Source organism: Dyadobacter jejuensis (assembly GCF_003149085.1).
Taxonomy (GTDB): Bacteria; Bacteroidota; Bacteroidia; order Cytophagales; family Spirosomataceae; genus Dyadobacter; species Dyadobacter jejuensis.
The window spans coordinates 1-20,086 of record NZ_QGDT01000010.1 but is presented as its reverse complement, the minus strand read 5'-3'; the positions used below and the strand labels follow the sequence as shown (position 1 = coordinate 20,086).

The window sequence follows — 20,086 nt, the reverse complement described above, 5'->3', positions numbered from 1 at the left end:
GCCGACCTCCGACAGCCATATGCTGTAGGCCGTAAGCAATAAGCGGTAAGCATTAAGCCCGCGTTATTGCCGATAGCCGATATCCAATAGCTGACCGCCGACCGCCGTTTACCCGCACATCAGCCGCCTTTAACTTTTAACCTTTAACCTTTAACTTTTAACCTTTAACCTTTACCCTTTAACCTAATCCCTAAAACCTATTCGCTAATTCCTAACACCTAACCCCTAACCCCTAATCCCTATCCCCTAAATAGGTACTGGGACAATGGTGGCATTTTTTCGAATATGGTCGGCAGGAATGAGGTGTATGGGTAACTCAAAGGTAGCCTGTAGGCTTTCTTCATGGAGGGTATGGTTTGTTTTGCCTGAGGCCATAATTCTTCCTTTTTTTAGTAGGACCGTCTGATCGGTATACTGTAATGCCAGATTGAGGTCGTGAACCACCGCTACCACCCCGAAGCCCTGTCGTGCGAGGGAGGCGGCAAGTTGGAAGGTTTGGTACTGATGTTTCAGGTCCATGCCTGTGGTGGGTTCGTCCAAAAATAGAAAGCCATTCTTGGTCTCCCATATTTGCGCCAAGGCCCTAGCGAATTGAATCCTTTGCTGTTCTCCCCCCGAAAGTGTTGGGTAGGACCTTTGGGCATAAGCACCCATTTCTACCCATTCGAGGCACTGGTTTACAATAAATAAATCTTTGTCCGACGGTCTATGACCATAATAGGGATACCGACCCATGAGTACGATTTCAGTGACGGAGAAATCGAGGCTTACCGGGTTATGTTGAGCCAATACCGCCCTTAACCTGGCCAACTCGGCGGGTCGGTAGTCGTGGGTATCACGACCCTGAAAACGCACCCTTCCTTTGGTAGGAAGATACTCGGCAGAGAGTAATTTTAGGAGGGTCGATTTTCCTGCACCATTAGGACCGGCCACGGCCCAAAATTCGCCAGTACTAAATTGAAGGCTCGTTTCAGACAATAAGGTGTGTCCCTGCACGCTATAGCAGGCCTTTTCTAAGCTGATCATATCCTTTTCGTTTTTTGTTTCCACAGTATATACATAAAGAAAGGGGAGCCTAATAGGGCCGTCACTATGCCAATGGGTAATTCGGCGGGTGCGACGATGGTACGAGAAATGGTGTCGGCAATGGCCAGTACCAATGCCCCTCCTAGGGCGGAGCCTATTAGCAAGTTTCGGTGGTCGGGTCCTATTATATTTCGGATGATATGGGGCACCACCAACCCCACAAAACCAATAGAGCCCGCCACGGCTACCGATGCGCCTACACCCAGGGTAGCCAGTACGATTACCATCCTCCGGAGACCAATAATATTTACGCCCAAGGCCTTGGCTTGGCTCTCACCGAGTACCAATAGATTCAATGATTTTCCTAGCATGGGCAATCCTACCGTCGAAGCCAGCACGAACGGCGCTATGGCTATCACTGAAGTCCAGTTGGCTCCTCCCAAACTTCCCAGACTCCAAAAGGTCATGCTTCTGAGTTGTTGCTCGTTGGCGAGGTAGGTCATCAGTCCGGTGATGGACCCCACCAGGGCGTTGATGGCGATGCCGATGAGCAAAATCATGGCCGCACTTCCGTCGCCAGCGAGTTTGGAAAGCTGGTAAACCAGAAAAGTAGTGAGGGCAGCTCCGACAAAGGCGCCCAATGATAGGACATAAGCCCCGCCATATTCGTTGATCATGCTCCAGTACTGGGCATTTAGCATCATGATGAGGATGGCAAACAAAGAGGCTCCGGAGGTGACCCCAATGAGGCCGGCATCCGCCACCGGATTCCTAAATAAGCCTTGCAAGGCAGCGCCGGCTATTCCTAAGCCGGCACCTACCAAAACGGCCAGAACGACCCGAGGTAAGCGGATCACCCAAAATACCATGGCTTTTGCTTCGGTAACTTCAGTGGCTGACGTCCAGCCAAGGGAATGTAGGATCAGGGAGCCTATTTCACTAACTCCAATTGGTACAGCTCCTATTCCCATCGACAGCAACATGGTGGCTATCAGCAGCAGCACAAGTAGGACGAGTGTCCACGTTACTTTGGCATCGGCGCTGTCGGTGCTTTTCAGGGGCGGGAGCTCCTTTACGGTATGGGAGGTCGTTTGTTCGAGTAGCATGTATTATTTTATTTTCTGAGCGAGTTCTATGGCCGCTTTGCCTAGGCGTGGACCGTAGCTGGTAAGTAGCTGCCCGTCCATACTTACGATTTTTTTATTTTTTCCGGCATTGGTGGCCATCACTCCCGGTACTTTCAATAGCCCCTGGGGACCGTCTAGGCTCTCGAGACCACTGTCAAAAAGTACCAGCACGTCTGGATTGGCCATTACCAATGCCTCGGCAGTGAGGGGTTTGAAGTTCGAAAACCCTTGGACCGCATTGATGTTTCCTGTCAAGCCAAATAAGGCCTCCAAGGCCGTTCCTGTCCCTGCAACCATCATGGTGGCCGTTCCTCTGGCATATATAAACAGTAGTTTTTGAGGCTTCTCTGGGCGAACTAATCTACGAAGGTCATTTTCTACAGTGGTCACCATTTTTTCTGCCTGAGCATTCCGGTCGAAATACTTTCCCACCGCACGAATCAAGTCAATGGCACCTTGTTTGCTGTAGACCTGCTCGAACAGGACCACTTTTTTGCCACTGGCTTTCAACTGACTCAATAGCCGATCCGAAACCATGCTCTCATTGGTGTAGATAATGAGGTCGGGGTTTAACGACAAGATTCCCTCTGCCGACAAGCTACGGTTGTGGCCCACCTTAGGTACTTTCTGTAGACTTTCGGGATAGGTGCTGGTGATGTCCACACCAACCAGCTGGGAGGTCAGTCCCAGCCCTGCCACGATTTCGCTCAATGTTCCGTTGACCGAAACAATTCTTAGCGGCTTGGCTCCAGAGCAAAGAGGCCCTAGCATAAAGCATAAGAGGTATAAGGAGGTCTGAATAAATTTCAACATGGCTTTATCGTACTAAAAGGTGATATCAACTGAACTGCTTTTTCCATTTCTAAGAATCATCGCTTTTACCTGGTCGCCCTTTTGGTGACTTCCCAGGACTTTCATATAATCGTAGATGTCTCCGATGTCCTGTCCAGCGAGGTTAACGATGACGTCTCCAGCTACTATTCCGGCCTTGTCGGCGGGTCTTTGTGCCGTTACGGCATCTATTTTCAAGCCTTTGCCAGAATAGCTATAGTCGGGCATCACACCAAGAGTTACCTTAAACGAGGTGTTTTGGCTGGCTTGGTGTGGGTTGCCCGCTTGGGTATACTGGGGAGCTTCTGGTAGCTGGTCCAGTCCGAGTAGGACATTCTCAATGAGCCTAAGCACGGTTATTTCTCCAGGGAAATTGATGCCTGCTAGGTTGTCGCTTACCTTGTGGTAATCGGAATGCGTACCAGTGAAGAATTGTAATACAGGAATCTCCTTAAGATAGAAAGAGGTATGATCCGATGCACCTATCCCTGAGGAGTCTGCAGTAAATTTCATATTTAGCGACTTGGTAGCCTTGGGTAGCAGCTCACCCCAGCTTGGACTAGTCCCATAGCCCGACACGATAATGCCCTTCTCGGGGCGGTACCGGCCTATCATATCCATGTTGATCATGGCTTTGGTGTTAGCTAGCGGGATAGTGGGATGTTCACAATAGAATTTGGAACCAATAAGGCCCAGCTCCTCGCCCGAAAAAGCAATAAAGAGATAATTGTATTGCTCCTTAGCATGGTTTGAAGCCAATTCCTTAGCCAATAATAGCAGCCCTGCCGTGCCAGATGCATTGTCGTCGGCACCATTATGGATCATGTTTTGGCTGTTCGGACTTAGGGAGCTTCCCTGGAAACCCTTCCCCAAATGGTCGTAATGGGCTCCCACCACGATGGTAGAAGGGGAGCCGTTATCTAGAAATCCTATGACATTCCTCCCTAATAAGCGATGCGAAATGCTTTCTATGGCGATTTTGGTTTCGAATACCTGGAAAAAAGAGTGTCCGTCCCCGGCAGGTTTCAGCCCATAGGAGAGCATCTCGGCTGCAATATAGTTGGCAGCACGAATCTCCCCCAACGTTCCCGTTCCTCGACCTTCCAGCTCGTCGGAGGCTAGATAGGTCATGTGCTTACGGAGCATAAGGCTATCAAGACCTTGCGCATTAAGGAATAAAGGGGAGAAGAAGGCGATGAGAACTAAGAGAAATTTCATGTTTGTTTACAATTAAAAATGGCCTTCTGCATCGGCAGAAGAATAGCGAAACGTATAAAAACTGGATTCTTCCGAGGGGATATCCTCGGGAGCTCCCTTATAGTAACTCTTTATCTGGATCTTTACATATCTGCCTTCCGTGGTTTTTACAATAATACTGCGGTCAGGTAATGCCACAATGGCATGGAAACGCATATCGTAGGTATACCATCCATTACCGCTGCCATATGGAATGGCAGCGGAAGTATCGGTATCGGACTTGAAGCCATCGGTAGGTACCTGCCTTAGCGCCTCGAAAGATGTGGGAAGCACCTGGCCCTGTACCGACCCCGAACCATGAATGCCCCCATTCAGAACGATCCGAGTCTTGCTAAAAGCGATATCCCAATGGTTTTCCGAGGAATCGGCTACTATTTCTCCTTTGTCCAAATCGAAGTAGGTGAAAGATCCCTGCCGAGCATCCAAGTCGCGGATAAGCTTTTCCTCAGCAGCAACGTTTTGGGGATTGTCGGAAGGAAGGGGAGCTCCTAGCAAGCTTAGCCCCAATAAATTTAATATGATGGATTGCGATATCATCCTGGCAATGGGTTAGTTGGTTTTTTTTACGAGTTGGTATTCGAATTTTGGTTTACCCCGTTCTCCACCGTCATTGGCATGAAAGCTGATAAATTTGATTTTATATACATTCCCCGCGGGATCCTTGATTACATAAAATCGGTCGGTACGAACGCCTATCGGTTCGGTGGCTGAGGAGGTTACCCGCCAATTGGCCCCGATCGCATAGAGGTCGTCCTCAAAAGTTATGGTGCCAATATGTTGTTCCGAAAAGTTTTCGTAAGAAACCGTACTGGTGCTTACTTCGGCGGCCATCACACCCGATCGGTGGTTGATCGCGATGAGATCGGAGAAGGCATAAGGGATAGTTCCGGCACCTAAGGCAGTCTCATAAAGGGAATAGCCCCATTTGAAGTCCCAGTTATTAGCTACTGGTTCGGCAGCAGTTAGCTGGGCCGTTTGACTGGCAGCATTATCTTGGCCTAAGAATACATAATTGAAGTGGTAGGATGGATCCTTGGCGATATCAATGGTTTGGAAGCTATTGGAAGTGATAGGAGCATATTGCAAGGTGTAGCCATCGCTTCCTTTCCGGAGCACTCTGATTTTCCACCACCGACGGGCCGGAACGCCACCTCCTGTGCCACGGTTCAAGATATAGACCTTGTTTTCAGAATCGTTACTCGAAATGGCCGCTATTACGGTTTTACTGAGATCGCCCGTTATATCGTCGATGAGCTCGAATGATTCTGCGGTATATCCCATCGACCAGTTGCTCGCCGGGATGGTGTCGGAGGCGGTTACTTGGTTGAGGTCTGTTTTGGCTGTGGCTCTAGTGGTGGCTGAGGTGGTATTGTTGAGGATCACCCTAAAGTCGTCTCCAGTATAAAATCCTAAGTCCCAGCTCGCCCGTTCAACAGCCAGCTGCTGGTTGTTGCTCAGGTCTACAAAGACCGAATTGGCGGCACTTGAGCCCGATTCAGCCCCTTTCAGTCCGTTAAGCTGCATATCGCTTCCAGTGGAAACAATGGAGCCAAATTTTAAAAGAAAATTGGTGGTGCTGCCTAGTAATGCTGGACTGCTAGCAGTGAGCAGGGCAAACTCGATTGACTCCGTACCGTTTAAGAAAATGTTTTGGGCTTTTTGTACTTCAAATTGTACTTCCGTTGCCCCTTTGGGGATCGTTAGGCTAATCTGGTTATTGGTAGCGGTAGGGATGGTCGTAAATTCGGTTCCATAGCTAAGACCGTCAGGGGTCATAGAAACTTCTAGATGTATGGCCTCGGGAGCCTCTCTAGAAAGTTTTAGCGTGACGGAGATGGAGCTTTCGGTATCACTTATTCCCTGCTCGGCGGCGTCAAATTGAGCTAGCAGATCGGGTAGGGGTACTTCGTCGTCCTTGCAAGAAGGAATCAGTCCTAGTAAAAAAAAGATAAGGAGGTATTTGGATAGGGTTTGGTACATGTTTCTGGTAATTGAAAGGTGATTTTATGGATTTAATTTTTGTTTTCGTTTTTTGCCCATTGGAAGGTTAATCCCAGGAAATAGGACCTGCCATAGGAAAGCGGTAGGGAGCTTCCCGTGCTGTGTGCTCCCGATGTGTCGGTAGCTCCACTCGTAATATTAGTTAGGTTAAACAGGTTGCGTATTCCTGATTGAAGGGTTAAATAGCGTCCTAGTTTTTGCTGGATACTCAGGTCGGCCATGCTATAGGACGACCGTCGGGTCAACTCCAGTTCGCCGAGGGCATCGAGCAAGTAGATTGGTTGTCGGCCTGTGAATTTATAGACCAGCCCTACGGTAGTGCCTGACTTGAGGAAACGGTATGAGACCGTGCTGTTAACCTCTGGGGTCCATGTGTAAGTTTTGGACTCACCCAAAAGGCTACTTTCTCGTTGATATTGATTGTATCGGCCAATGAGTTGAACGCCAAAACTGGCCAGTAGGTTTTTGGTGTACAGCTTGTTGTTCCAATTCCCCCCCAAGGTTTTGTAGCGGGCCACATTGATATAAGTCGTAATAGCAGGGTCCGAAGCGCTAACGGCCGTAGTGATGAGGTCGTTAAAGGTGTTGTAAAAGCCTCCTAGGCTCGATGTCAGACTTATGGCTTGGTGGTGCGTCCATCGGGCGGTTAAGGAGCCGTTAAAACTATTCGAATTTTCTGCGCGTAAATCAGGATTGCCTTTGATAGAATGGGAGGCATCGAAAAACCAGAAATACAATTCTCGTAAATCCGGAGAGCGGAAACCTCGCGCATAGCCCCCACGCAGATCGAGATGATTACCGATTTTTAACTTGGCATTGAGGCTAGGTATGGCCGGAGGGGCTTGGTACTGACTGTTTTTCAACAATCGCAAGCCTGGTCGGATATTCAGCTTGCTGGCCAATTTTATTTCAGGACTTATAAAAACGGCATATTCGTTTAAGACTGGGGCGTCTACGGCGATGCGGGGGCCATGACTTTGGTTGCTTGTATAATCCATACCACCAATGATATTTAGATTATCGGTAATGCGGTAGGACATCGTAGCCCTAGAAAAGGCCGTGGTAAAGGTCGATTCATCCTGGGCACCCACTTCGGTTGACAGGGTCCGCCGACCCGTTTCCAGGTCTAGGTTGGTCGACAGGGTCTTCCGACTATAGTCAGTATACGCTGCGTCCAAAGAAAACGTGAGTCGGTCCGAGGGTTTGAATTTACCTTGCAACTGATGGTACCATCGTTGGGTAAGATAGTTTTTGTCTGAGGCGATTTGGTTGTTCGCGTTGATGTTCCCTAAACTCTGCAGATCCTCGTCCGTAGCGCTAAGTCGGTACCAAGCCTCCCATTTTTTCCTGGAAATTCCCAGGCCGGCACTTCCTAGCAGCTGAGTCTTGGGCATCCATTGTTTGGCTCGCCCGGGGTAATCGCCCTGCCATCCGCCAAAATGGTTCCTGCTAAGGCTACCCGAAACTCGCCAAGACTTGTAGTTATAATGGAGTCCGACATGCGCATTGTGAACGCCTTGCTGGCCAAGTGGTTGATATTCCTCATGGACGGTTTCTTCCTGTAACCGGGCCTGAACCGATAAGGACTGGGCCTCCGTATTGGTTTTGGTAATCAGGTTAATTACCCCGGCTAAGGCGTCGGTGCCATACATCACCGACATGGGGCCCTCTACTATTTCGATGCGTTCGATGCTGTTAATGTCTATCTGCCCAAGGCTTTCTTTTACCGCCCCACGGTCGGTCATAGGCATTCCATCCAATAGAATCTTCACATTCTGCCCCGACATACCTAATAATTGTATATCCGTGGTTCCTAGGGTGAGGTCATTGCTTAGCTGAATGCCTAGCTCGGTATTTAGAATTCCCTGTATGCTGGTGGCGGCTCTCAATTGCATTTGCTCCCTGGTGATTACCCTCACCTGGTAGACGGTCTGTTTCAATGACTGAGGGGATAGTGATCCGGTGGTAACAAACTCATCTAGTCCTCGAACGGCTTCTTTGAGCACAATTGGCGCCAAGGTTAACTCCTTACCGTCGGACAGCTGGATAGAATCTTGAAAGGAATCGAAGTTCAGATGGCTGGTTAGGAGTTGATAGCGCCCTGAGGGTGCGGTAAACTGGAAGTCTCCTTCCTGGTTGGTTTGCTGGGCCTTGGTTCCGGGTTTAAGATAAACGGTAATATTTTCTAATGGTTGACCTTCAGCACCTCGAATGGTTCCACGGAGTATACCGCCTGCTTGTTGCCCATGTGCCGTGAGCGTATAGGCACACAGCAGCAGGAAAAGAGTATATCTCATAGCATATTTTATTTAGACTAGTTACAGATTGCAAAGAAAGTCTAAATTAGACTAATTACAAATAAAAGAATTTTATTTTTTTCAAATCCGTGTAGTTCAGTAGATGGAGATGACTTGGTATCGATCTAAATCTGGGGAATTTAAGTAGTTTTACCTTTACGATACTTTTAAGAAAAGAGATATGTAATAACTTAAAATTATTTTATGCGACTTCGATTACTATTGCCATTCTTCTCATTTGTACTGGCACTAACCCAGGTTTTTGGTCAAAACACCAAGCAGACTACTGCTCCCAATATTGTGCTGATATTTACAGACGACCTTGGCTACGGTGATTTGAGCTCCTATGGGGCCCTTGATTATAAAACGCCTCATTTGGATCAGATGGCCGCCAATGGGATGCGGTTTACTAATTTTATGGCAGCACAGGCGGTATGTAGTGCTTCCCGGGCCGCCTTGTTGACGGGGTGCTACCCCAATCGGATCGGTATTTCAGGAGCCCTCTTCCCAAATTCTAAAACGGGTATAGGAGCTCAGGAAAAGACCATGGCCGAAGTACTAAAGGAGAAGGGCTATGCTACCGCAATATTTGGCAAGTGGCATTTGGGCGACCACGCCGATTTCTCTCCCTTGAAACATGGCTTCGATGAATTTGTAGGCTTGCCCTATTCCAATGATATGTGGCCGCTGGATTATAGCGGAGTGCCTTATGAAAAGACCCATGGGAAAAGCTTTTACCCCCGTTTACCGCTATTTCAGGGGACTAAAATTATACGTACCATCGATACCATGGACGATCAGGGGGGGCTCACCGAGACTTACACGAAGGAGGCCGTTCGTTTTATTAAGGAGAATAAGAAAAAGCCATTTTTTATATACGTGCCTCATTCAATGCCACATGTACCCATAGCGGCCTCCAAGCGGTTTAAGGGCAAGAGTGGCCAGGGAGTATATGGCGACGTGGTGATGGAAATAGACTGGTCGGTAGGTGAAATACTGAAAACCCTTAAAGAGAATGGGTTAGAAGAGAATACTTTGGTGATCTTTACGAGTGATAATGGTCCATGGCTCAATTTTGGCGACCATGCCGGCTCTACAGGCGGGCTCCGAGAGGGCAAAGGTTCCTCTACCGAAGGCGGCCAACGCGTTCCCTGTGTGATGCAATGGAAAGGCAAGATTCCCGAAGGGGTAGTGTGCAACCAGTTAGCATCTACCATAGACCTGTTGCCTACTTTTGCTGCCCTTTCGGGAGGTGCCTTGCCGAGTCATAAAATAGATGGGGTAAATATCTGGTCGTTAATGGAGGGGGATTTGACGGCAGAGCCTCGCAAAGAGTTTTACTATTATTACCGTAAAAATAGCCTGGAAGGAGTACGTCAGGGAAATTGGAAGTTGGTACTACCCCATAAGGGTCGATCTTATGAAGGCCTACAGCCAGGTAATGGTGGGTTGCGTGGAAAAACCGATGAAAATAAAGAATTTCCGTTGGCATTATTCGACCTGCGTCGCGACCCAGGAGAGCGCTACGATGTACAAGGGAGCTATCCCGAGGTTATGACTTCCCTCATGGAGTTGGCCGAAAAAGCCCGGCAAGATTTGGGTGACGACATTACTGACCGCAAAGGGGCTAACCTGAGGCCTATCGGTCATATTCAGGAGTAATAATACCCAGAATCCTGAGGAAAGGCTGGACGTTTACTAGGGCCTTCCTCAGGGCTTCAGCCTCTCAAAATCGCTGTTCACCGGTAGGTGTTCTGCCAGGCGGGCAAGAATGTGATTTACGTCGTTTTTTATATAGATTGATTGGTGTTAGGAGACGTGGACCGGGTTGAAATAGATAAAATATTGAAATAGAGAAAAAGTAGGATTTAATACAAGGTCCTGTTGATCAGGCAGTAGCAGTAGGGAAGGTCTTGAACAACTATTGGGGGTGCTGGAACTTATTGCTTAATTATAGTTTAAAACACAACTGATTGTATAAGTTTGCAGGTAGTAAGAGCCTGTTTAAAAATTAACCTATTAATTGTTTATGCTATTTTTTGGCTACAACCGAGCGTCGGCCGCTGCGTTAGATTTTTAGTGACGGTACGTCGCACGATAGCTTATGCTATCCCTAAAAAATTTGCCTGGCATCGCACAAAAAATAGGTAACAAACAATTCAATCATTAAAATTTAAACAGGCTCTAAGTTTTAGGTTTTTAATTTACCCTAATCAAATATGGAGCTATTTATCCTTTTTTCTATTCTGATTACATTGGCTGCAGGCTTCTCGTATATCAATGTTCGCTGGATGAAACTCCCTTCGGGAATCAGCTTGATGCTCATGGGAACCATCGTTTCCTTGTTGGTCATCGTAGAGGGTTACTTCTGGAAAGGAGCTACCTTGTTGGTCCGGGAAGCCCTGGAGTTGATCGACTTCTCCGAGTTTTTGTTGGGCATGTTATTGAGTTTCTTGCTCTTTGCCGGCTCGCTCCATGTTCAACTGGACGATCTGCAAAAATCTGCCAAAAGTATTCTGAGCTTTGCCACCTTGGGTACCGTTATATCGACGGTCATCGTGGGGTATTCCTTTTACTATACCATGCCCTTATTTGGCTTACCGGTACCGCTCATTTATTGCATGTTATTCGGAGCCTTAATATCGCCTACCGACCCCATTGCGGTGATGGGGATCCTCAAGAAGGCCAAACTCTCCAAATCAATTGAGACCAATATCGTAGGGGAATCCCTATTTAACGATGGTATAGGCGTCGTTATATTTGCCACTATACTTCAGATCGCCTCGGTAGGAATCGAAAACTTTGGGGCCGTAGACATTGGTTTGCTCTTCATACAAGAGGCTATTGGAGGCGTCGTATTGGGACTTATTATCGGTTTTGTCGGCTATAGACTTATGAAGTCAATCGATCACTTTCAAACTGAAATTCTCATTTCCCTCGCCATGGTGATGGGTGGATATAGCCTTTGCCATTACCTACATGTATCGGGTCCCTTGGCTATGGTAGTGGCCGGTATTATGACCGGAAATCGCGGTAAGCGACTGGCTATGAGTGACATTACCAGAGACTATTTGGGTAAGTTTTGGGAGGTAACCGACGAAATCCTCAATGCCATCTTATTTATGCTCATAGGACTCGAGATTGTGGTGGTCAACTTTGAGTTTGGTTACCTTATTGTAGGAATCATCATAGCCTTGCTCATCGTGGTAGGCCGTTTTATAGCCCTTTATATTCCATCGGTTCTTTTCAAATTCAAGGATAGTCTTGGAGGCTTATCTACCCTCAAAATAATGACCTGGGGGGGACTGCGAGGAGGGATATCCATCGCCTTGGCCTTATCTATTCCGGACAACCCTTATAAAGAAATTATCGTTTCGGTAACATTCGTGATCGTGTTGTTCTCTATTTTAGTACAAGGATTTACCATTGAGGCCCTCATCAAACGACTCAGTAAATAGTCATTAATGAAAGATCGCATATTACAATTGCGCAAAGTAATCGACCATGTTTTGTTGGTCCTGAGTTTCCTGTGTTCCTTAGGGATACTCTTTCATATTGGTTATAATACCGACGTCGAAATAGAACATTTGACCAATAGAATTCTAGAACTTTGTTTCTTCTTTTTTGCTTTTGCGTTATTAATCAAGACTTTAACTCAATTTGTGAGTCAGTCTTCCAAGATCACCATTTATGCGGAGGCTATCCTATGTATTTACTTTATAGCCGTTACCATTGCCGATAACTATTATTTCAGCGGGGCCGATGGTACTCAGCTGGTTAGGCCAGAGTGGATGTATGTGGGGATCTACGGGATCTTTATGATTGAATTGTCAAAAAAGACGCTTTTCTTCGATCAGTTTTACTTCAATCCCACTTTATTATTCGTTCTAAGCTTTTTGCTACTCATCTTGTTGGGGACGGCACTATTGCTGCTCCCGAAGTCGACTTACGATCGCCATATCACCTTTGTGGATGCCCTTTTTCTGGCCACCAGTGCCGTATGTGTCACGGGCTTGTCGGTAGTGGATGTGGCTTCGGAGTTCACTCGTTTTGGCCAGAGCGTTTTATTGATTCTTATTCAGATAGGAGGGCTTGGAATCATGACTTTTACCGGTTTTTTTGGTTATTTCTTCTCGGGGGGCTTCTCTTTTAAAAATCAGTTGATGTTCACCGAGCTGATTGGCGAGGGGAAGATTGGGTCTGTCATCAAAACGTTATATAAGATCATTTTGGTCACCCTATCTTTCGAAATTCTGGGCGCCTCCCTTATTTTCTTGACCCTCGACGAGGTGCAATTCGATTCGGTAGCCGATCAAATCTATTTTTCTGTCTTTCATGCTATTTCTGCCTTTTGCAATGCCGGGTTTTCGTCGGTCAGCGGAGGTATTAACCATATTGATTTTCGTTTCAATTATAACTTTCATTTGATTCTCATTGCACTATATGTACTGGGAGGCCTGGGTTTCGCTATCGTATTCAATGTATACGAGTTCGTGAAACGCTGGCTATGGAATCTTTTTCATAAGGTAGTATACCGCCGGGCTTTTATCTATAGGGCACAGATTATCGCCTTTAATTCTAAAATTATCGCTTACACGACCTTTATACTCATTCTGGTAGGTTTTTTACTGGTCTTTGTGCTGGAGTATCAGAATACCTTAGCCGAGCATCCTACCATTTGGGGTAAAATGGTCTCGGCGTTGTTTACCGCTACTACCCCTCGTACGGCTGGGTTCAATGCCGTAGACATGGGGCATCTGTCCTTTCCCACGATCATGCTGATTTTCCTGTTGATGTGGATTGGAGCGGCACCGGGTTCTACCGGTGGAGGGGTAAAGGTGACGACCATCGCCTTGGCCAGTATGAATATCTATAGCCTGGTAAAGGGAAAGGAATCGATAGAAATGTTTGGTAGGAGGGTCACCGGCGACTCGTCCTCTCGAGCTTTCGCTATAATCAGCCTTTCTCTGATTTTCCTAGGAATGTCTATATTTGCCCTGTCCTTAACCGACTCCGACAAGCACCTGATCTCTCTGGCTTTTGAGAGCTTCTCTGCCTATAGTACTTCTGGACTCAGCCTGGGGGTGACCGATAAGCTTAGCAATGCCGGTAAGCTCGTGATTACCATTACGATGTTTGTAGGTAGGGTAGGGTTTCTGACCCTGTTGATTGCGATTATTAAGAAGGATAAGCCCAAAAACTATAGATTTCCTAATGAGCAGATGAACTTTTAACATGCTGCTCGATCTGGATAGTCTCTAGAATTTCGGCAAATTCAGCATACAATATTAACGTTTTAGATTCTATGAAATACGTCATATTTGGCTTAGGTAATTTTGGTAAATCCTTGGCCATCAGGCTTACAGAGCTTGGTCACGAGGCGATCGGTGTCGACAATAACATGACCAAGGTAGAGCAACTCAAGGAGAAGATTACCCATACGGTATGTATGGACTGTACCGATAAAAGTGCGGTGATTTCCTTGCCGCTCAAGGATGCCGATGCCGTAATCGTGGCCATTGGTGAGGACGAAGCCTCCTCATTGCTCACCACGGCCCTGCTCAAGCAACTAGGGATTAAAAGGATAATAGGCCGGGTAGTATCGGACCTTCAAAAAACGGTACTAGAAGCTATGCAAATCGAAGAATACGTGTTGCCAGAGGAGGAGTCGGCCGAAAGGCTGGCTATGCGCCTAGACAATTCCGGCATTGTCGATTCCTTTAAGATCTCTGAAAAATATAGCATTATAGAGACCAAGGTCCCTAAGAAATACATAGGGATGTCCTTAGCCCAAGCCGACTTTACCAAGCGCTATCAGGTGATCGTGCTGACCGTCCTGACGGTATCTAAAGGTTCGGAGAATGGGCTGATCAAGACCTTTACCAAGGCGTCTGGCATTGCTACGCCCGATACCGTCATGCATGAAGATGAAGTATTGGTGCTCTTTGGAGAGATGAAGGATATCGAAAAACTCATGCATTAGTTATATGGACAAGTCAAGCTTCCTAGGCCAGAGAGGCCTAGGAAGCTTGATTTGTATCAAAACTTGTAGTGGTAACCTATTCGGATCACCTGCGTTTCGTAGTAGTCGTTGCTGGTGTAGTGAAAGCCATCGCCGATAACCGTCCTCCGGGTGACCATCGTGTTGAACAGGTCGGAGGCGTTTAGGAAAATATCCCCCTTAGGAAGTTGTTTTTTTGCCCCCATATCGACCCCGTACCGGCTCCCTGTTCGGCCTTGGGGTACCACATCAGGAGCCATATATAGGGCAGATAGCTGTAGGCTGATGCCACTCTTGAATTTGAAATTTCCGATCAGTTTCCCATTTCCCGACCAGGTAGACTGCGCTGCAGCCGTATACATACTTTCAATTGGGTATAAGTTTTGTACGGTAAAGGCGCTAATGTTGTTCCGGTACACATTCACGTTTAGGCTGAGGTCCAACCAGCTGGCCAACTGATGTTGGGCCAGAAGTTCCACACCCGTACTACTGCTATTGCCAGCATTTTGGAAAATATTATAAATAATGGTGCTCCCAGGCACAATGGTACCGATACGGGTGATGGTATGGTTGGTAAATTTGTAATACAAGGCCGAATAGAAATAACCCTTTTCCCAATTGCTCTTATAACCCGTCTCGATGGTCGAGGTAAATTGAGGACTTAAGGCAGGATTTCCTATTTTGATGATCTCGGCATCATCATATTTGGGGAATATCCGGATGTCCACTTCGTTAGGGCGGTCGACTCGGCGGTTATAAAATATAGATAGTTTGTTATGGTCATCAAATTTGTAGGCAAACCTTAAGTTAGGAAACGGCTGGCTGTAGGTATAGCCATTGCTCTTATAGGTAGGGTGGCTTGGGTTTACCGTATAGCGTAGGTCCACAAATTCGAAGCGCATCCCCGCTTCCAGCTCGATCCGTTGGTTTTCATACACATAATTGCCATAAACGGCCGGGATGGTCTCGTTATAGTTGGCCCAGCCGCCGGCCAGGGAGTCGATAGGAGAGTTGGCTCCCGGGAAAAACTGCATATTGGTGGGGATATACCGGCGCCGAAGCTTGAGGCCACCCTCCACCCGACCATAGCGCATAGGCTGTACGTAGTCGACGGTAAGGTCGCCCACATGTTCATCGCTAAGCAACTTAAAGGCATCCTCCCCAAACGAATCGGGTAAGGTGTTTTTAAAGAAATACTTTTCGTCCTCTCGGTGGAAGGTATAGTTCAACCCGATGGTCAGCAAACGACCCGGTTGCTGGTATTTGTGTTGGTAGCTGGCCGAAGCCGTTGCGGTCGTCTTTAGCTCGTCCTCCAAAAAGGTCCATAGGCGGTTCCTAACGGTCAGGTCTTTATTGTAAAAGGGTTCTTCGCCATGGTCCAATATCTTTTCTCTGCTAAAAAGTCCCGATAGCGAAAACAGGTCCTTGTCGGTGGGCGACCAGTCCAACCCAGTTTTAAGGGTAGAGAAATTGGTATCCCGGTTGCGCCGTGTTTGTTGGCGGACTATGGTGCCGTCGTCATAGGTACGGTCTACAAATTCGTTTTTGTTGAGGGTAGGTGTATGCAAGTAGTCACCTTGTAAAAACCAATTGACCCGGTTTTTCTTGTAATTCAGGGATAAGGAGGGGTTGATTTTGGGTGTATTCTGATACTGCTTACCTACCTCAGGTAGATTCTGTTTCTTGATCCATAGCGCCCCCAGTCCTGCCGTAAGGCCTATTTTGCCGTTAAAACCTTCGTCTTTATTCTTTTTATAGATGATATTAATAATTCCGGCGTTGCCATTGGCATCAAACTTGGCCGAAGGGTTGTTGATGATCTCGATGCGTTCTATGGACGAAGCGGGGAGGTTGTCGAGTCCAGTTTGGTTGCCAAAACCCGTAATAGCGGTCTGTCTCCCGTCGATCAAAACAGCCACTTTGTCGCTACCGCGGAGGCTCACCTTGCCGTCTTGTTCGAGAGTCACGCCCGGCAGGTTCTTCATCGCATCCAGTACCGATCCACCTATCTGGCTGATGTTTTCTCCTAGGTCATATACCTTTTTATCCATTTTTGCACTCACTCCGTCGGGCTGTCGACCGGTTATCGTGACCTCCTCCAGCCGGTTAGGGTCCTCTTCCATAGCGAAGGTCCCTAAGTTCAGGTATGGGCTAAGGTTGCCGATCACCAGCTCCTGTGTTTTAGGAAGGAAGCCCAGATAGCTGATGCGTATTTGGTAAGTTCCGGGTGCTACGTCGGTCAGCACAAATTGCCCCCTTTCGTCGCTGATACTTCCGACGACAAAATCCTGTGTAGTATTTCTGAATAGGGCTATATTGACATAGGACATCGCCGACTGGTTTTGGTGGGAGACTACCTTTCCTGAAAGGGTCACACGTACCGACTGGGCCGTTACGGATCCAACCAGGAGCGTAAAAAGGAAGATGGTGATAATTTGTTTCATTGGCTATATGCTTTTTGCGCACAATTACGGCCGCAATTTTGAATTAATTCTGAATTTTGCAGCCCCGCTGCCATTCCACCGGGGTTTTATCGTCGTACTACCAGGAGTTTGTTGGGCTGGTAGTCTCAATATGGCGGAGGTCTTAGGCATTCTTCATAAATAATGGCCTGGAAATCGATGCTTCCAGGCCATTATCCAAGGGGAGGGCATTTAGCCCCCTTTTCACACACCTGTTATGGCTGTGTATTGATTTGTACCGCCTTAAACATATAGGGGTTGTCGCTCACCCTTAGTGATTTCCCGCTGGCGATGGTAACATTTTTGAGCGCTACCTCTTTGGTCAGTACATAAGGGTATTTTTCCTGATAGGTAGCATCCGTCATTTTAGGATTGAAATTTGTGAAAAGGGCAGGTCCTTGATAGCCCTCAGGATGTTGAGAATCGTCGATGCGGAGATTCTCTATCGTGATCCGTTCGGGCATATAGCAAGTATATCCGAAATCGTGCTGACCCGAATACGATCCACTGATCAGAGAGGCGCTGGTTGGTCTGCCACCGGCGGGCACAAAAACACAGTCTCGGATTATCAACTCCCCTTGCCAGGTGCTTCCGTAGTCGGAGCGTAGATTTACGAAGCTCCTACCCCGGATGGTTGAGTTTTCGATGGTGAGTACCCCGCTACCAATGGCGTTGATGCCCATATGGCCCAAGGTAGAGTTACGGATGGTGGCGTTGGCCACGCCCATATGGGCGTCAAAACGAGAGAAGGTACAGTTGTCGTACAGCAAATTTTTGCAGAAATTAGAACCCAAAATACCCCAATATTTCCCGTCGTTGATGTCGTTAGTCTGGCTGCAATTGATAAATGAGACATTTAGGGCGCGATTTACCGACAGATCGTAACTTCCCATCGAGACCGGCTTGCCTGCCGCTCCGATAGTCTGATAGGTCCGGTGGCCTGTTAGAATGGTGTTTTGGACCGTTACATAGGCGCATTGGCTGATATTAAGAAATCCGCCATATGGTGCACCATGGTCTCCTTCGCCCTTGATATGGTGGCGAAGTCCGTCGACCAGGACGTTGGAACGCTTAATGGCTATGTTGCGGCTGTAATAGGTGTATTTCGATTCGGCCTTATTGGCGATGGTGGTGAATATACCTCCGGTAATCTTTAGTGGCTTTTCGTCGATTGGTAAGGCGGTAAGGTCTGTAATCTGGTCGAAATCCCAGATAATCGGCGCGTCCATATCAACCTTTCCGCTTTGGTCTACTACAAATATATCGGTCTGGGAGGTTCCATTATTTTGATTGAGGCCATAACGGATATATTGTTTTACATGAGCGTTGGTGACGGTGATCAGACAGGGTCCCGGCAGGTTTGCTTCTATTTTTTGTTGGTTCCTTTTAAGGGTCTTGATATTCTCCAGCTTAAAAGGTTGAAGGCCCGAACTCACCGTAAATACCGAGGCATTGCGGTTTTGAACGTCGGTATCGTCGATGATAAAGGATGCCGTACCGAAATCGGTGTCGGTCTGTATCACGGCAGTACGTTGTTGGCCACCTATGTAGTACTGGGCACCATCGGTGGCTTTTACCCTTAGGCCATGCTGGTTGGCATAGGCGTGGGTTGCGGCGATGGCATCCATAGCATCGGTCTTACCGTCGGCTTTGGCTCCAAAGTCGGCATAGCTAACCTGGCCGGCAGCTTTAAATTTGCGTGCATCCGCCGGAGCGACATTCACTTGCAGCACGCCCTGCTCACTGGTGGATACCCGGGTTTTTTGTTTTTTTTGGGAGGTGATCACCACCTCTTCTTGCTGCCCTTTGGTTTGGGCTTGGGTCATTAGTACAGGGCATAATAATAGCAACAGCAATAGGGCATATTGCATCAAATGAGTTACGTAGGTCTTCATGGGTTTTGTAAAAAAGAGAATAATATGGTTTAGGGGTAATTTAGTTTGCTAAGTTAAACAAAAACCGGAGAATTTATGGATATTTTAAGTTGAAGATCCTTGCGAGCTGTTGCTCTGGGGATTGAAATCCATTCATATGGAGGATCTTTGAATAGCATGTTCTCAAAATCCCCAATGATCCTTATTTCAATTGATATCTATTGTAACCTTATCCCAGCGGGATAAAACGTTTATAGAGAATTAATTAATGAATCGTGAATGACGATGCCGTAGGTATCGAACCTCTATGAAGAGTGGTATTTCCATCATCATTTCTATGGTGGTTTTATGGAAACCCAAGGTATTTGGCAATTGTCGGCTATGGTTCGACTGCGCTGCAGTCGGAAAATTCATATGTTTGCGTTTGGGCTATAAACGTTAGATGCCTCTGGCATCTTTGAGCCGCATGTTTTCAAAATCCCCAATGATCCTTATTTCAATTGATATCTATTGTCACCTTATCCCAGCGGGATAAAACGTTTATAGAGAATCAAATAATGAATGACGATGCCGTAGGTATCGAACCTCTATATAGTGTGGTATTTCCATCATCATTTCTATGGTGGTTTTATGGAAACCCAAGGTATTTGGCAATTGTCGGCTATGGTTCGACTGCGCTGCAGTCGGGAGATTCACTTGTTTTCGTTTTTGCTATAAACGTTAGATGCCTCTGGCATCTTTGAGCCGCATGTTTTCAAAATCCCCAATGATCCTTATTTCAATTGATATCTATTGTCACCTTATCCCAGCGGGATAAAACGTTTATAGAGAATCAAATAATGAATGACGATGCCGTAGGTATCGAACCTCTATGTAGAGTGGTTTTTCCATCATCAATTCTGTGGTGGTTTTATGGAAACCCAAGGTATTTGGCAATTGTCGGCTATGGTTCGACTGCGCTGCAGTCGGAAAATTCATATGTTTGCGTTTGGGCTATAAACGTTAGATGCCTCTGGCATCTTTGAGCCGCATGTTTTCAAAATCCCCAATGATCCTTATTTCAATTGATATCTATTGTCACCTTATCCCAGCGGGATAAAACGTTTATAGAGAATTAATTAATGAATCGTGAATGACGATGCCGTAGGTATCGAACCTCTATGTAGAGTGTTATTTTCAAGACCATTTCTGCCGTGATTTTATCATAACC

At 47.0% G+C, this 20,086-nt stretch carries 13 protein-coding genes; 4 read left to right on the top strand and 9 right to left on the bottom strand.

What is annotated here, in order from left to right; genetic code table 11:
* Positions 1 to 246 precede the first annotated feature (246 nt).
* Genes CLV98_RS16780 through CLV98_RS16750 form a run of 7 tightly spaced genes read right to left on the bottom strand, consistent with a single transcriptional unit; the run spans position 247 to position 8,539 of the window.
* Positions 247 to 1,026, bottom strand: coding sequence for a heme ABC transporter ATP-binding protein (locus CLV98_RS16780; RefSeq protein WP_146202302.1), 780 nt, complete (start codon positions 1,024 to 1,026; stop codon positions 247 to 249).
* The gene (locus tag CLV98_RS16775) at positions 1,023 to 2,132 is read right to left on the bottom strand and encodes a FecCD family ABC transporter permease (RefSeq protein ID WP_109676034.1); all 1,110 of its coding nucleotides are present in this window, start codon (positions 2,130 to 2,132) and stop codon (positions 1,023 to 1,025) included. Before CLV98_RS16775 ends, CLV98_RS16780 begins: the two co-directional genes overlap by 4 nt.
* Before the next feature lie 3 nt (positions 2,133 to 2,135).
* Positions 2,136 to 2,966, bottom strand: a complete 831-nt coding sequence (locus CLV98_RS16770; RefSeq protein ID WP_109676032.1) for a heme/hemin ABC transporter substrate-binding protein — start codon at positions 2,964 to 2,966, stop codon at positions 2,136 to 2,138.
* A gap of 12 nt (positions 2,967 to 2,978) precedes the next feature.
* Positions 2,979 to 4,202, bottom strand: coding sequence for a M28 family peptidase (locus CLV98_RS16765; protein ID WP_109676030.1), 1,224 nt, complete (start codon positions 4,200 to 4,202; stop codon positions 2,979 to 2,981).
* Between the two features lie 12 nt (positions 4,203 to 4,214).
* A complete protein-coding gene (locus tag CLV98_RS16760; RefSeq protein ID WP_109676028.1) occupies positions 4,215 to 4,778 on the bottom strand; it encodes an HmuY family protein in 564 nt (187 codons plus the stop codon).
* 12 nt (positions 4,779 to 4,790) lie between these two features.
* Positions 4,791 to 6,221, bottom strand: a complete 1,431-nt coding sequence (locus tag CLV98_RS16755; RefSeq protein ID WP_109676026.1) for an HmuY family protein — start codon at positions 6,219 to 6,221, stop codon at positions 4,791 to 4,793.
* A gap of 32 nt (positions 6,222 to 6,253) precedes the next feature.
* Positions 6,254 to 8,539, bottom strand: a complete 2,286-nt coding sequence (locus CLV98_RS16750; protein WP_109676024.1) for a TonB-dependent receptor — start codon at positions 8,537 to 8,539, stop codon at positions 6,254 to 6,256.
* Between the two features lie 204 nt (positions 8,540 to 8,743).
* Here CLV98_RS16750 and CLV98_RS16745 point away from each other — a divergent pair, with 204 nt between their 5' ends.
* The 4 genes from CLV98_RS16745 to CLV98_RS16730 all read left to right on the top strand — a co-directional run bounded on the left by CLV98_RS16745 (position 8,744) and on the right by CLV98_RS16730 (position 14,522).
* On the top strand, positions 8,744 to 10,201 hold the full coding sequence (locus CLV98_RS16745; RefSeq protein ID WP_109676022.1) for a sulfatase family protein: 1,458 nt from the start codon (positions 8,744 to 8,746) through the stop codon (positions 10,199 to 10,201).
* Positions 10,202 to 10,758: 557 nt separating this feature from the next.
* Positions 10,759 to 11,997, top strand: coding sequence for a cation:proton antiporter (locus tag CLV98_RS16740; RefSeq protein ID WP_109676020.1), 1,239 nt, complete (start codon positions 10,759 to 10,761; stop codon positions 11,995 to 11,997).
* A 6-nt stretch (positions 11,998 to 12,003) separates the two neighbouring features.
* Positions 12,004 to 13,773, top strand: a complete 1,770-nt coding sequence (locus CLV98_RS16735; RefSeq protein WP_109676018.1) for a TrkH family potassium uptake protein — start codon at positions 12,004 to 12,006, stop codon at positions 13,771 to 13,773.
* 71 nt (positions 13,774 to 13,844) lie between these two features.
* Entirely contained in the window at positions 13,845 to 14,522 is a 678-nt protein-coding gene (locus CLV98_RS16730) for a potassium channel family protein (RefSeq protein WP_109676016.1), read from the top strand.
* Positions 14,523 to 14,578: 56 nt separating this feature from the next.
* Here CLV98_RS16730 and CLV98_RS16725 read toward each other — a convergent pair whose 3' ends face one another.
* Both CLV98_RS16725 and CLV98_RS16720 read right to left on the bottom strand, forming a co-directional pair.
* Positions 14,579 to 16,984: a TonB-dependent receptor gene (locus CLV98_RS16725; protein WP_109676014.1), complete on the bottom strand. Its 2,406-nt coding sequence runs from the start codon at positions 16,982 to 16,984 to the stop codon at positions 14,579 to 14,581.
* A 233-nt stretch (positions 16,985 to 17,217) separates the two neighbouring features.
* Positions 17,218 to 18,873 carry a hypothetical protein gene (locus CLV98_RS16720; protein WP_109676324.1) on the bottom strand — a complete coding sequence of 552 codons (1,656 nt, stop codon included), beginning with the start codon at positions 18,871 to 18,873 and terminating at the stop codon, positions 17,218 to 17,220.
* Positions 18,874 to 20,086: the final 1,213 nt, after the last annotated feature.